Raw genomic sequence first — 12,584 nt, 5'->3', positions numbered from 1 at the left:
GCGCCACGGGCTGTTCTAGGTCCGCGTCCCGGCCGTGGCCACCGACAGGCGCGCCGCCAGCCAGGCCGCCGCCGCCAGGGCGAGGCCCACTCCCGCCACCACAGCCGGCCAACCGAGACGGTCGAAGACCTGCCCCAGCACCGCGGCGCCGGCCAGCCCGCCGAGATAGTAGCTGGCCAGGTAGAGGCCGCTGGCGGCGGCCCGGTCGGATCGCGCCGCCCGGCCGACGAAGCCGGTCGCCACGGCCTGGGCGAAAAAGGTCCCGACCCCCAGCAGCACCATCCCGGTGATCACCACGGGCAGCCACGGGCTGAGCAGCATCGGCAGGCCCGCGCCGGCCAGGGCCAGCGATCCCCAGAAGGCGGGCCTGGGCCCAAAGCGGTTGGCGATACGTCCGGCGGCCGGGGTGGTCACCATCGAAGGGATGAAGACCAGATAGACCAGTCCCAGGGCCATTGGCCCCAGTCCCAGCGGCGCCCGGGCGAGAACGAAATTGATGTAGGTGAAGGCGCCGATGAAGGCGAACAGCACAAGAAAGCCGATGCCGAAGCAGGCTCTCAGGCAGGGCACGGCGAAGTGAGCCGCCAGGCGCTGCCAGGGCGGCGGAGTCTCGGTGGCGGCCGGCAGCGCGGTGCGGCGCAGGGTGATGAAGACCAGCAGGGCTCCGGCCAGGTTCAAGGCCGCGAAGACATAGAAATTGGTCGCCAGGCCAAAGCTGGCGGCCACGAATGATGAGACCAGACGGCCGATCAGGTTGCTGGCCACCGCGCCTGTGACATAGGCCGCCAGGGCGCCTGCCGTTTCCTGCGGCGTCAGCTGTTCGGACAGGTAGGCCATGGTCAGGGTGAAGGCGGCGGACATGAAGATCCCCTGGATCACCCGCAAGGCGGTGAAGGTCTGGAGATCCGGGGCATGGACCAGCAGGGCGGTCGGAATGGCCAGCAGGGCCAGGGCTATCCAGATGCCGGCCCGGCGGGGCAGTCGATGGCTGATCAGGGCGACCCCGAGGCCGGCGGCGGCCATGCCGAACGTGCTGGCGTTGACGGCCAGGCCCATGGCGGCCGGCGTCACGTCGTAGACCTTGACCAGGACAGGCAGGATGGCCTGGGCGGCGAACAGGTCGACCAGGGTCAGAAAGCCGATCAGGCCGATGACGAACATGCGAAAGGCCGCCTGCGCGGGCCGCGCGGCGGTGGTGTCGGCGAGGGCCATCGGGCGGCCTCCTGTCTGGATGGAAAGTCGAAGGGAAGCCGCGCGACGCCCGCCGGCGGGGGTGGGGGCGGGCGTCGCGCGGTCCGGCCAGGCCGCCGGGGATATGGGACGTGGCGGCCTGGCGGTCGGGCGGAGCAGCGGAGGGCGTGGGCGCTCCGCCCGAAGCGGTTACATCTGGTCGTCAGTGGCCGGGGTGGTCTCGTGGAAGACATCGCCGGCGATCAGCACGGCCGGCGCCTTGCCGTTGTTGCGCCACCAGTGAGACAGCCCGCCTTCCTCGCGGGAGACGTCGCCAGCCTTGTGCTCGATGCCGACGGCGCAGGTCGAGCGGTATTCGGTGATCGTCCCGGACAGGGTCATGATCAGAGCGGGACGGTCGGCGTGGCTGTGCCACGGAACCACGCCGCCGGGCTGGATGACCAGGCGGCGCAGGCGCAGCTGGCGACCCTCGCCGCCGGGGATTTCGCCGGCCAGGTTGACCGAACCCAGGACCGTGTCGGTGACGTCCTTGGGCATGGTTTCCCCAGTGGCGCGGGCGTTCGGCCGCGATTGACCGGCGGGGCATTCGCCGGCCTGGGCGGCGGCGGCGACGGACAGCATGCCGGCGATGCTTGCGGCGGCGATGGCGAGGTGAGCGAGGCGTTTGGTCATGGGTTCAGATCTCTCTGCGGCTGTCGGCTTCGGGGGAGGAAGCAGTGTTTGAACAGCCCTGACCCTAGGCCGCGGGGCCCGCCGCCAGAATTCGCAAGAAGGTATGGACAGGATGCGAGGGGCGCATGACGGCTGTTCCGCCAGCCCGCTTCAGGTCGTTTGAAGATCGGCGCTAGAGGACGACCTCGATCCAGTCCTCTTCGGCCATCTCGATCTCGTCGAGGTTCGTGCCGGGCCCCAGGCGGTCGACCACGAGGAAGTCGCTGACCTCGCCCAGCGCCAGGGAATAGTGGTGCCAGGTTCCGGCGGCGTAGTTCACCCCCTGCGAGCCGTCGGCCAGGAAGACCTCGATCCTCGACGGGTCCAGGTCTCCGGGCGGGGCGACGGCGACCAGATACGGACGGCCATTCAGCGGCATGAAGGCCTGACTGCCGTCCGGATGGCGCTCCATGATCTTCAGGACCAGACGCTCCAGCGGGGTCGAGCGGAAGATGCTGAGGATCACCTGGCCGTCGTTGGCCGTGGTGTGGCCGAGCGCGTGGTAGCGGGTCGTGGCCCCGTAGTTGATCGGATAGTGCTGGGCCTCGTCGCGGGCCGAGATGACCTCGCCGAACGGCTCGAAGGCCTCGGGCGTCAGGGGACTGGGTCGGAAGGTTCTCATTGCGCGCCGGCCTTGATCCATGCGCCGAGCCTGGCGCGTTCTTCCTCGGTCATGCCGGTTTCGTTGCCGAGCGGCATGGAATGGTTGGCCACGGCCCGCTGGTAGATGCGCGGGGCGTAGCTGCGGATCTGTTCGGGGGTATCGTAGGCGACGCCGTTGGGCGGGGCGGTGAAGCCCTTGTGGGTCGGGGCCGCCGAGTGACAGGCCGTGCAGTGCTTGCCGATCATGGCCTGGACCTCCGGGAAGGTCGCCGGGGTGACCCCGGCCTCGGCGGGCTTGGGCGTGGTGATCAGGGCAAAGAACATCACCCCGACGAACAGGGCGATGCCGTTGACCAGGATCATCGCGTTCTTCCGCCCGGCGTTCTTCTCGTTGAAGAAGTGGCGGATGACGGCGCCCGACAGGCCGATCCCGGCGATCAGCAGCCAGTTCAGCGGATGGTCGGTGACCATCGGATAGTGGTTGGAGACCATCAGGAAGAGGACGGCCAGGGTCATGTAGTTGTTGTGGACGCTGCGCAGCTTGCCCTTTTTGCCCAGGGCCGGATCAACGGGCTCGTCGGCCAGCATGGCCGCCACGATCTTTCGCTGGTTGGGGATGATGACGAGAAACACATTCCCCACCATCGCCGTGCCGATCAGCGCCCCCATGTGAATGAAGGCGCCGCGATTGGAGAAGATGTGGGTCAGGCCGAAGGCGGCGGCGACCAGCACCGCGAACCAGACCACCGCGAACAGTTTCACCCGGTGGGCCAGCAGCCTGCAGAGGGTGTCGTAGACCAGCCAGCCGGCGACCAGGAACCCCGTGCCGATGCCGATGGCCTGCCAAGGGGTAAGGGGCAGCTTGGCCGGGTCGATCAGATAGACCGATGCCCCGGCGTAGTAGATCAGGGTCAGCAGCAGGATGCCCGACAGCCAGGTGGTGTAGGCCTCCCATTTGAACCAGTGCAGCTCGTCCGGCATGTCCGGCGGGACCGAGAGGTACTTGCGCTTGTGATAGAAGCCGCCGCCGTGCACGGCCCAAAGGTCGCCCTGTACGCCCTTGGGGGTGTCCGGCCCGGCCCGAAGGCTGGCGTCCAGCCACATGAAATAGAAGGACGAGCCGATCCAGGCGATGCCGGCGATGACGTGCAGCCACCGCGTCGCCATGTTGGCCCAGGCGAGAAGATCAGCGAGCATCGGTGGTCTGTTCCTTGATGACGCGAACCTCTGTGGTGTCCTCGGCGGCGCTGCTGAACAGGCGGATCTCGGTGTCCTCGAAGCGCAGGGTGACCGTGGTCGCCAGATCGCCGATGTCGGTTTCGATGCCGGTGATGACCTGCCCGCGCACGGCGGTGATGTCGTTCATGCGGATGGAGGCTTCGCCCGAGTCCTGTTCCGCCTCGTAGCCTTCGGGAGCCTCGCGGCCCGGCCGCCAGAAGACCAGCCCGCAGTCGAAGCAGAGCTGTGTCCAGCCCTCCGCCGTGCGGATCAGGACCTCGTTGGCCTCGTCGGTGACGCGGCCGTCCTCGACAAAGACGGTGCAGATGAGCTGCAGGCAGGTCTGGCCGAGCAGGGGCGCGGGATCGCCGATGACGTTGAGGTCGGCCGAGAGGCCGGTGTGGATCGGAGCGAGGGTCATCCCGGGCCGTCCTCGTCTTCGATCAGCCCGGTGAAAGGGGTGGTGCGGATGAGCCCTAGCCGGCGATGAACATAGGCTTCGGCAAGAGGCTCGTTCCAGGCCGATCCCCGGGTCAGACGGACGACAACCTGTTCGTCCTGATAGAGCGTACCGATGCATCGCTCCTCGCCCGGCGCCGCATCCGGACCGAAATCATCCCCGCCGCCGGTGACCAGGGCGATGGCTTGAGCGATCAACGGGCTCAGCTCCTCTTGGCTCAGCAGGGGAAAGGTCGCCAGGATCGCCAAGGCGTCAGCCCTCAATCCGCTGGAGGAGGTCAGCGGCGACCGACACGGCGATGACTTCGGGCGCCTTGCTTTTCAGGCCCGGGATGCCGATCGGGCAGGTCAGGCCGGAGGCGTCGACGCCGTCTTCCGTCAGCCTGCGGAGGAAGCGCACCTTCTTGGTCTCAGAGCCGATCAGACCGACGTACCGGGGCGCGGCGGACAGCGCCGCGCGGGTCAGTTGGTAGTCGAGGTCATGGTTGTGGGTGAGGATCAGGACGAGGTCGTGCGGTCTCGCCTGGGCGGCGGTCTCGATCAGTTGGGCTTCGCCCTGAAGTGCGACACCGGGGCCGGCCGCTTCGGGGCGGCTGTCGTACCAGTCGAGGCGGAAGGGCAGCGGGGCAAAGGCGCGGGCGATGGCCTGGCCAACATGGCCGGCGCCGAACAGCAGGACGCGCGGGCGGGCGGCGTCGATGCGTTCGACCAGGGCGTCGCCTTCGGTAAGGACAGGGCGGCGACCGGGCAACGGAGCGCCGGCGGCGTCGATCATCGACATCGCGCCGACCCACTGGGTCTCGTCGGCGAAGAAGGCGCGGGCCAGGCGGGTTCCGCAGACCCGGGCTTCCAGCCGATAGGCCTGGCCGGCGGCCTCGGCCCGGGCGGCGGGCTCGAGCCAGGCGCGGTCATCGCTGTCGAGCCGCTCCAGCAGCAGGCGGACATGGCCGCCGCAGCACTGCTGCAGGAAGGGACCGAGGGGATAGTCCTGCAGGGCGAAGCCGCGCTCGGTCTGGGTCAGCAGGCGGCGGGCCTGCTCGGTGGCGCGGTATTCGAGATTACCGCCGCCGATGGTGCCCGACTGGCCATCGGCGCTGACCAGCATCCGGGTCCCGGCCTCGCGCGGGGTCGAGCCCTCGGCGGCGATGACGGTGACCAGGGCGAGGGGTTCGCCTTGTGTCAGGGCTTGCAGCGCTTGCGTGGCCCAGTTCATCGGTGAGCTCCGGCAACCGACGAATAGTCTTTCCATCCCGTCATCCCGGAAAGCGCGCAGCGCTTATCCGGGACCCAGGGGGTGCGGCGCACCGGCCGCAACGCTGCGTTCGGTAGCGAGTTCACGCACCCCCTGGGTCCCGGATAGTCCGCTCCGCGGCCTTCCGGGATGACGGAGAGGGGGAGGCGCTTCATGAGTCGCTACCCGCCCGCCGCCGAACGTCCTCGACTGCCATCATGATGCGTTCGGGCGTGGCCGGGGCATCGAGGCCCGGCATCACCCGGTGGTCGCCCACCGCGGCGACGGCGTCGGTCAGGGCGCTGAACACGCTGATGGCCAGCATCAGGGGCGGCTCGCCGACGGCCTTGGAGCGGTGGATGGTGTTCTCGGGGTTGGGCTGGTCCCAGAGGTCGATGTTGAGCACCGGCGGGCGGTCTGAACAGGCCGGGATCTTGTAGGTCGAGGGGGCGTGGGTCTTCAGCACCCCCTTGGCGTCCCAGACCAGTTCCTCGGTTGTCAGCCAACCCATGCCCTGGACGAAACCGCCCTCGATCTGGCCGATGTCGATGGCCGGGTTCAGCGAGGCGCCGCAGTCGTGGAGGATGTCGGCGCGAAGGCAACGGTTCTCGCCGGTCAGGGTGTCGATGGCGACCTCGGAACAGGCCGCGCCCCAGGCGTAGTAGAAGAAGGGCCGGCCCTGGTGGGTGGCGCGGTCGTAGTGGATCTTCGGGGTCCTGTAGAAGCCGGCGGCCGACAGGCTGATGCGGTTGAACCAGGCGCGGCGGGCCAGTTCGGTGAAGCTCAGCACCTCGTCGCCGGCGTGGACGTTGCCGTTCTCGAAGCGGACGGCGGCCGGGTCGACGCCGAATTCCTTGCCCATGAAGTCGGCCAGCCGGCCCTTGATCTGGTTGGCGGCGTCCAGCGCCGCCATGCCGTTGAGGTCGCTGCCCGAACTGGCGGCGGTGGCGCTGGTGTTGGGCACCTTGTCGGTGGCGGTGGCAGTGATCTTCACCCGCTCCAGCGGCAGGCCGAAAGCGCTGGCCACGACCTGCGCGACCTTCTGGTAGAGCCCCTGGCCCATCTCCGTGCCGCCGTGGTTCAGCATCACCGAGCCGTCGGTATAGACGTGGATCAGGGCGCCGGCCTGGTTGAGGTGGGTGGCGGTGAAGCTGATGCCGAACTTGACCGGGGTCAGGGCCAGGCCCCGCTTGAGGGTCGGATTGGCGGCGTTCCAGGCGGCGACGGCGGCGCGGCGTTTGCGGTAGTCGCTGGTCTGCTCGAGGCGTTCGATCAGGGCCAGCGCCGGGCTGTGGTCGACGGTTTGGCCGTAGGGTGTCTGGTCGCCCGCCACGCCGTAGAGGTTGGCCTTGCGGACATCGAGCGGGTCCTTGCCGAGCTCAAGCGCGATGGCGTCCATCGCCCGCTCGATGCCGACCATGCCCTGCGGGCCGCCGAACCCCCGGAAGGCGGTGTTCGACACGGTGTGGGTCTTGAAGCGATGTGAGACGATCTGCGCCGCCTGCAGCGCATAGGCATTGTCGCTGTGGAACATGGCCCGGTCGTTGATGGCCATGGAAAGATCGGCGCTGTAGCCGCAGCGGCTGGCGTGCTCGACGCTGTAGCCGGTGAGGCGGCCCGCATCGTCGAAGCCGACCTCCCAGCCGGTCTCGAAGTCATGGCGCTTGCCGGTCATCACCATGTCGTCGTCGCGGTCGAGGCGGACCTTCGCCGGCCGCCCGGTTCGGGTGGCGATCAGCGCGGCGGCGGCCGCGAACAGAGCCGGCTGGCTCTCCTTGCCGCCGAAGCCGCCGCCCATGCGCCGCACACTGACGGTGACGCTGTGGTCGGGCACGCCGAGCACCTTGGCGATGTTGTGCTGCACCTCGGTCGGGTGCTGGGTCGAGCACCAGACGTGGACGTCGCCGTCCTCGCCAGGGGTCGCGAGGCTGATCTGGCCCTCGAGGTAGAAGTGGTCCTGGCCGCCAATGGCCAGGTGGCCAGACAGGCGATGCGGTGCGGCGGCGATGGCGGCGGGGGCGTCGCCGAGGCGCATCGCTTGCGCGGCTTCGATGACCGAGGCGGCGGCGCGGGCGGCGGCGATGTCGAGCAGCGGCGGCAGGTCTTCGAAGACGAGGTCGGCCAGGGCGGCGGCGGCGCGGGCCTGGGGCAGGGTCTCGGCGGCGACGGCGAACAGGGACTGGCCGACGTACTGGACCAGGTCCTCGGCGAACAGGGGGTCGTCGCCGACCACCGGGCTGACGTCATTCTTGCCGGGGATGTCGGCGGCGCAGACGACATCGACGACGCCGGGCGCGGCGCGGACGGCGTTGAGGTCCATGGAGACGAGGCGGGCATGGGCCCGGGGGCTCATGGCCATGAAGACGTGCAACAGGTTCGACGGCTCGGGCAGGTCGTCGATGTAGGTGGCGGTCCCGGCGACGTGCTTCTCGGCGCTGTCGTGCTTGATCGGGCGGTGGACCATACCCGCGATTGGAGTTCCGGCGTCAGGCATCGACCGGCTCCAGGGCAAGGACACTGCCGCTGCCCGCGAACAGCTTGCGCAGAAGGTTTTGGCCGGCGGTCAGGCGGTAGGCGGCGCTGGCCCGCATGTCGTCGATGGGCTGGAAGTCTTCGGCGAGGGCGGCGGCGGCGGCCTCAATGGTTTGCTCCGTCCACGGAGCGCCTGTGAGGGCGGCCTCGCAGGCGGCCGCGCGCCTGGGGGTGGCGGCCATGCCGCCGAAGGCGATGCGGGCGTCGGTGACGGTCCCGCTTTCGATCCCCATTGAGAAGGCCCCGCAAACGGCGGAGATGTCCTGGTCGAAGCGTTTGGACAGCTTGTAGAGGCCGACGGTGCGGCCCGGCGCCGGCCGCGGCACGGTGATGGTTTCGATGAACTCATCCGGTCGGCGGTCCTGTTTGCCGTAGGCGATGAAGTAGTCTTCCAGCGGCAGGGTCCGGGTCCCGCTGACCGACCGCAGGGTGATGCTGGCGCCGAGCGCGATCAGGGCCGGGGGCATGTCGCCGATGGGCGAGCCGTTGCCGATGTTGCCCCCGACCGTGCCGCTGTTGCGGACCTGGACCGAGCCCAGGCGCCGCAGCAGTTCGCCAAGGTCCGGGTGCAGCCGGGCCAGCGCCGCCTGTGCGTCGCTGTAGCGGACCGCTGAACCAAGGGTCAGGCCGGCCTCGGTTTCCTCGATCTTCTGAAGCTCGGGTACGGCCCCCAGCCAGAGGATGGTCGGCAGGGTCCGATGCTGCTTGGTCACCCAAAGGCCGACGTCGGTGGCGCCGGCGAGCAGGGTGATGGCGCCGTCCTCGCCGCCGAGGCTCAGGTATTCGGCGACCTCCTGGACCGTGCGCGGCGCGAGCCAATGCAGCTGGCCGTGGCGAAGGTTGAGCGGGGCGCTGGCGGCCAGGTCCTTGAGGGCGGCGACCAGCACGGTTTCGTCTTCCGCCGGTGCGCTTGCCGCGTTGGCGGCGGCGACGATGGGGCCGTAGCCGGTGCAGCGGCAGAGGTTGCCGGCCAGGCTGTCGCCCACCGGCGGCGGATCGTCCTGGCGGCCCCGGGCCCACAGGCTCATGACGAAGCCGGGGGTGCAGAAGCCGCACTGGCTGGCGTGGTGCTCGACCATGGCGGTCTGGACCGGATGCTGGCCGCCGAGGCTTTCGACGGTCTTCAACGCCTTGCCGTCCAGCATGGGGGCGAAGAGGATGCAGGCGTTGACCGCCCGCCATTTGACCTGGTCGCCGTCGAGCTCGCCCAGCGCCACGGTGCAGGCCCCGCAGTCGCCCTCGGCGCAGCCCTCCTTGGTCCCCGTCCGGCGCAGGTCGTAGCGCAGCAGGTTCAGCACCGTCGTGGTCGGATCAATGTCCTGAAGCTCGACCGCCTTGCCGTCGAGGATGAAGCGGACCACCTCGCGCATCAGCTGCCCCGGTAGGTCGAATAGCCGAAGGGGGAGACCAGCAGCGGCACATGGTAATGGGCGGCGACATCGGCGATCCCGAAGTCGATGACCACGGTTTCGAGGAAGGCGGGGTCGGGCAGATCGACGCCGAGGCTTCTGAAATAGGCGCCGACCTCGAACTCGAGGCGGTAGGCGCCGATCTGCACGGTCTCGGCGGTCAGGAGGGGGGCGTCACAGCGGCCGTCGGCGTTGGTCACCGTCTCGGTCAGAACCTGGCCGTCCCGGATCAGGCGCAGGGTCAGGCCAGCGGCCGTGCGGCCGTGGGTGGTGTCGAGGACGTGGGTCGTCAGACCGGTCATTGGCGCTCCAATCGCCGCCGGAACGCGGCGGAGCAGCCCAGATTTCTCTGTCTGGGCGCCGAATGCAACCATTGTCCGCCGCGACGTAACGCCAAGCCTTGACGTTGGGCGCCGCTGACGCTCCGTATGGTCGTCCCATGAGCGACGGCTACACCAGAAACCTCGTCGGCTACGGCCGAAATCCCCCGCATGCCCAGTGGCCCGGCGGCGCCCGGATCGCGGTCCAGATCGTGCTGAACTACGAGGAGGGCGGCGAGCGCTGCATCCTGCACGGTGACGCCGGCGCCGAGACCTTCCTGTCGGACATGATCTTCCCCGGCCCGGTCGAGGCGGCCGAGCATATGAGCATGCAGTCGATCTATGAGTACGGCTCACGGGCCGGGGTCTGGCGGCTGCTGAGGCTGTTCGAGCGGTACAATATTCCGCTGACGGTCTTCGGCGTCGCGATGGCCATGGAGCGCAACCCGGCCGTGGTCGAGGCCTTCCTGCAGGCCGGCCACGAGATCGCCAGTCATGGCTGGCGCTGGATCAACTACCAGGACATCCCCGAGGCCATCGAGCGCGAGCACATGGCCAAGGCCATCGAGATTCACAAACGGCTGACCGGCGAGCGGCCGCTGGGCTGGTACACAGGGCGCACCAGTCCCAACTCGCGGCGGATCGCGGCGGAGGAGGGCGGCTTCCTCTACGACGCCGACGACTATTCCGACGACCTGCCGTTCTGGACGACGGTCTCGGGGCGGCCGCACCTGATCGTGCCCTACACCCTGGAAGCCAATGACATGCGCTTTTCGGGGACCGGGCTGAACACGGGCGATCAGTTCTTCAGCTATCTGCGGGACGCCTTCGACGTGCTCTACGCCGAAGGTGAGGAAAGCCCCAAGATGATGTCCATCGGCCTGCACTGCCGCCTGGCCGGGCGGCCGGGCAAGCTGCTGGGCCTCGAGAAATTCCTCAAGCATGCGCTGGGCCACAAGGACGTCTGGTTCGCCCGCCGCATCGAGATCGCCCGCCACTGGCGCGAACACCATCCCCATGCCTGAGGTCGACTTCACCACCCGCTTCGGCGCCGTCTACGAGGACAGCCCCTGGGTCGCCGACGGGGTGCTGGCCCATGCCGCCGAGCTGACCACGGCCGAAGCGATGGCCAGGGCCATGGCCGAAGTGGTCGATACGGCCCCGTATGAGAAGAAGCTGGCGCTGATCCGCGCCCACCCACAGCTGGCCAGCCGGGCCAGGATGGCCGACGCCTCGGTCAAGGAGCAGTCGGGGGCCGGGCTTGACCAGTGCAGCCCCGAGGAGTTCGAAGCCTTCCAGCGACTCAACGCCGCCTACAACGACCGCTTCGGCTTTCCCTTCATCGTCGCGGTGAAGGGCATGACCCGGGCCGAAATCCTGGCCGCCTTCGAGGCCCGTCTGGCCAACGATCCGGACACGGAGTTCGCGCAGGCTATGGCCCAGATCCACCGCATCGCCCGGTTCCGGCTGGACGACCTCTTCAGGGACCTTCCGTGAGCACACACCCCTATGCCGGCCTGATCGACCTGGCCCAGCCGCGCCTCGGCGGCGCCGTGGTCTATGCGACCGACGACTTCTTCGCCGACAAGAGCCGGATGATCGACCCTTCCGAGCCGGTCTTCATCCCCGGCAAGTACGACGATAACGGCAAGTGGATGGACGGCTGGGAAAGCCGCCGCAAGCGCGTGCCTGGCCACGACTGGGCCATCGTCAAACTCGGCGCGCCGGGCCAGATCGCCGGCTTTGAGATCGACACCCGCAACTTCACCGGCAACTACCCTCCCGGCGCCTCGGTCGAGGCCTGCGTGTCGGACGCGCCGGTCCCAGGCGAAGACGCGGACTGGACGTTGCTGGTCCCGCGCATCGACCTGAACGGCAACGACCGCCGCTTCGTCAACGCCGTGCATGACGGCGTCTGGACCCATGTGAAGCTGAACATCTTCCCGGACGGCGGGGTGGCCCGGTTCCGCATCTTCGGGACGATCCACAAGGACTGGTCGAAGGTGTCGGCTGACACGGTGCTCGACCTTTTGGCCATGGAGAACGGCGGCCGCGGCCTGATCGCCAACGACGAGCACTTCGGCCGTGTCGAGAACCTGACCGCGCCCGGCCGGGGCAAGGATATGGGCGATGGCTGGGAAACCCGCCGCCGCCGCGAGCCCGGCCACGACTGGGCGGTGCTGGAACTGGGCCACGCCGGGGTGATCGAGGAGGTCATCGTCGACACCGCCCACTTCAAGGGCAACTACCCCGACCGCTGCTCGATCCAGGCGGCGCTGGAGGCCCTTGGGACGCCGGAGGAGATCGCCGAGACAGCGGCCGATTGGCCGGTGTTGCTGCCGGAAGTGAAGCTGTCGATGGACCACATCCATGTGTTCCGCGAGCAGCTGGCCGACATCGGGCCGGTGAAGTTCGTGCGGCTGAACATCTATCCCGACGGCGGCGTCAGCCGTCTTCGCCTGAGGGGTCGTCTGGCGTAGGGGTCCCGTCGCCGTTCCCCTTGCACCGGGCGACGCCGGCCTCTTGCGCCATCCGGGCTACGGCGGCCTTCGGCGCGGCGCCGCTGGCGTCGAGCATGACCGGGCCGGCCCGGCCCCGGATGAAGTAGCCTCCGTCGTCCTTGGCCGCGAGGATCAGCCAGTTCTTCAGCGGATATCGGGCGTAGTCGGCGTGGGCGATGCGGGTCACCCGGATGCGGCGCGGAACGTCGCGCCCCTCCAGCACCTTCTCGACCCGGACATACCAGCGGAAGGCGCTGTCCCAGTCGTTCACCAGGGTCCAGAACTCCGAACGCTCGACCGTGCCGACGATGGCGATGTCGTAGCAGGCCGGCTCCTCATAGGCGTCAGCGACGGCCGCGCCGGCCGGCGCCAGCAGCAGCAAAGGCAACAGGGCGGCGAGGGCGCGCAC

14 protein-coding genes are annotated in these 12,584 nt (G+C 68.9%); 3 read left to right on the top strand and 11 right to left on the bottom strand.

Translation table 11 applies throughout. The features are described 5' to 3' along the window. Positions 1-15: 15 nt before the first annotated feature. The 10 genes from AC2YG9_RS10095 to uraH all read right to left on the bottom strand — a co-directional run bounded on the left by AC2YG9_RS10095 (position 16) and on the right by uraH (position 9,656). Positions 16-1,212, bottom strand: coding sequence for an MFS transporter (locus AC2YG9_RS10095; RefSeq protein WP_487297834.1), 1,197 nt, complete (start codon positions 1,210-1,212; stop codon positions 16-18). Positions 1,213-1,380: 168 nt separating this feature from the next. Then, positions 1,381-1,863, bottom strand: coding sequence for a cupin domain-containing protein (locus AC2YG9_RS10090; protein WP_487297833.1), 483 nt, complete (start codon positions 1,861-1,863; stop codon positions 1,381-1,383). Positions 1,864-2,035: 172 nt separating this feature from the next. After that, complete coding sequence (locus tag AC2YG9_RS10085) at positions 2,036-2,524, bottom strand: ureidoglycolate lyase (RefSeq protein WP_487297832.1); 489 nt, start codon at positions 2,522-2,524, stop codon at positions 2,036-2,038. Beyond that, positions 2,521-3,702 carry a urate hydroxylase PuuD gene (locus tag AC2YG9_RS10080; RefSeq protein WP_487297831.1) on the bottom strand — a complete coding sequence of 394 codons (1,182 nt, stop codon included), beginning with the start codon at positions 3,700-3,702 and terminating at the stop codon, positions 2,521-2,523. The genes AC2YG9_RS10085 and AC2YG9_RS10080 overlap by 4 nt, the downstream gene beginning before the upstream one ends. After that, positions 3,692-4,144, bottom strand: coding sequence for a hypothetical protein (locus tag AC2YG9_RS10075; protein ID WP_487297830.1), 453 nt, complete (start codon positions 4,142-4,144; stop codon positions 3,692-3,694). The genes AC2YG9_RS10080 and AC2YG9_RS10075 overlap by 11 nt, the downstream gene beginning before the upstream one ends. Continuing rightward, complete coding sequence (locus AC2YG9_RS10070) at positions 4,141-4,431, bottom strand: hypothetical protein (RefSeq protein ID WP_487297829.1); 291 nt, start codon at positions 4,429-4,431, stop codon at positions 4,141-4,143. The genes AC2YG9_RS10075 and AC2YG9_RS10070 overlap by 4 nt, the downstream gene beginning before the upstream one ends. 4 nt (positions 4,432-4,435) lie before the next feature. Beyond that, the gene (gene xdhC / locus AC2YG9_RS10065) at positions 4,436-5,395 is read right to left on the bottom strand and encodes a xanthine dehydrogenase accessory protein XdhC (protein WP_487297828.1); all 960 of its coding nucleotides are present in this window, start codon (positions 5,393-5,395) and stop codon (positions 4,436-4,438) included. 190 nt (positions 5,396-5,585) lie between these two features. After that, positions 5,586-7,907: a xanthine dehydrogenase molybdopterin binding subunit gene (gene xdhB / locus AC2YG9_RS10060; protein ID WP_487297827.1), complete on the bottom strand. Its 2,322-nt coding sequence runs from the start codon at positions 7,905-7,907 to the stop codon at positions 5,586-5,588. Further along, entirely contained in the window at positions 7,900-9,315 is a 1,416-nt protein-coding gene (xdhA, locus tag AC2YG9_RS10055) for a xanthine dehydrogenase small subunit (protein ID WP_487297826.1), read from the bottom strand. The genes xdhB and xdhA overlap by 8 nt, the downstream gene beginning before the upstream one ends. Beyond that, the gene (gene uraH, locus AC2YG9_RS10050; protein WP_487297825.1) at positions 9,315-9,656 is read right to left on the bottom strand and encodes a hydroxyisourate hydrolase; all 342 of its coding nucleotides are present in this window, start codon (positions 9,654-9,656) and stop codon (positions 9,315-9,317) included. The genes xdhA and uraH overlap by 1 nt, the downstream gene beginning before the upstream one ends. Before the next feature lie 137 nt (positions 9,657-9,793). On the opposite strand from uraH, the gene puuE reads away from it, so the two are divergent. Genes puuE through alc form a run of 3 tightly spaced genes read left to right on the top strand, consistent with a single transcriptional unit; the run spans position 9,794 to position 12,154 of the window. Continuing rightward, entirely contained in the window at positions 9,794-10,699 is a 906-nt protein-coding gene (gene puuE, locus AC2YG9_RS10045) for an allantoinase PuuE (protein ID WP_487297824.1), read from the top strand. Then, the gene (gene uraD / locus AC2YG9_RS10040) at positions 10,692-11,171 is read left to right on the top strand and encodes a 2-oxo-4-hydroxy-4-carboxy-5-ureidoimidazoline decarboxylase (protein ID WP_487297823.1); all 480 of its coding nucleotides are present in this window, start codon (positions 10,692-10,694) and stop codon (positions 11,169-11,171) included. The genes puuE and uraD overlap by 8 nt, the downstream gene beginning before the upstream one ends. Then, a complete protein-coding gene (alc, locus tag AC2YG9_RS10035) occupies positions 11,168-12,154 on the top strand; it encodes an allantoicase (protein WP_487297822.1) in 987 nt (328 codons plus the stop codon). Before uraD ends, alc begins: the two co-directional genes overlap by 4 nt. Here the strand turns inward: alc and AC2YG9_RS10030 are convergent. Then, positions 12,120-12,584, bottom strand: a complete 465-nt coding sequence (locus AC2YG9_RS10030) for a hypothetical protein (protein WP_487297821.1) — start codon at positions 12,582-12,584, stop codon at positions 12,120-12,122. The two genes, alc and AC2YG9_RS10030, sit on opposite strands and share 35 nt — an antisense overlap.

The organism is Caulobacter sp. SRI_014 (genome assembly GCF_057586315.1).
This window is presented reverse-complemented; position numbering and strand designations above follow the sequence as displayed.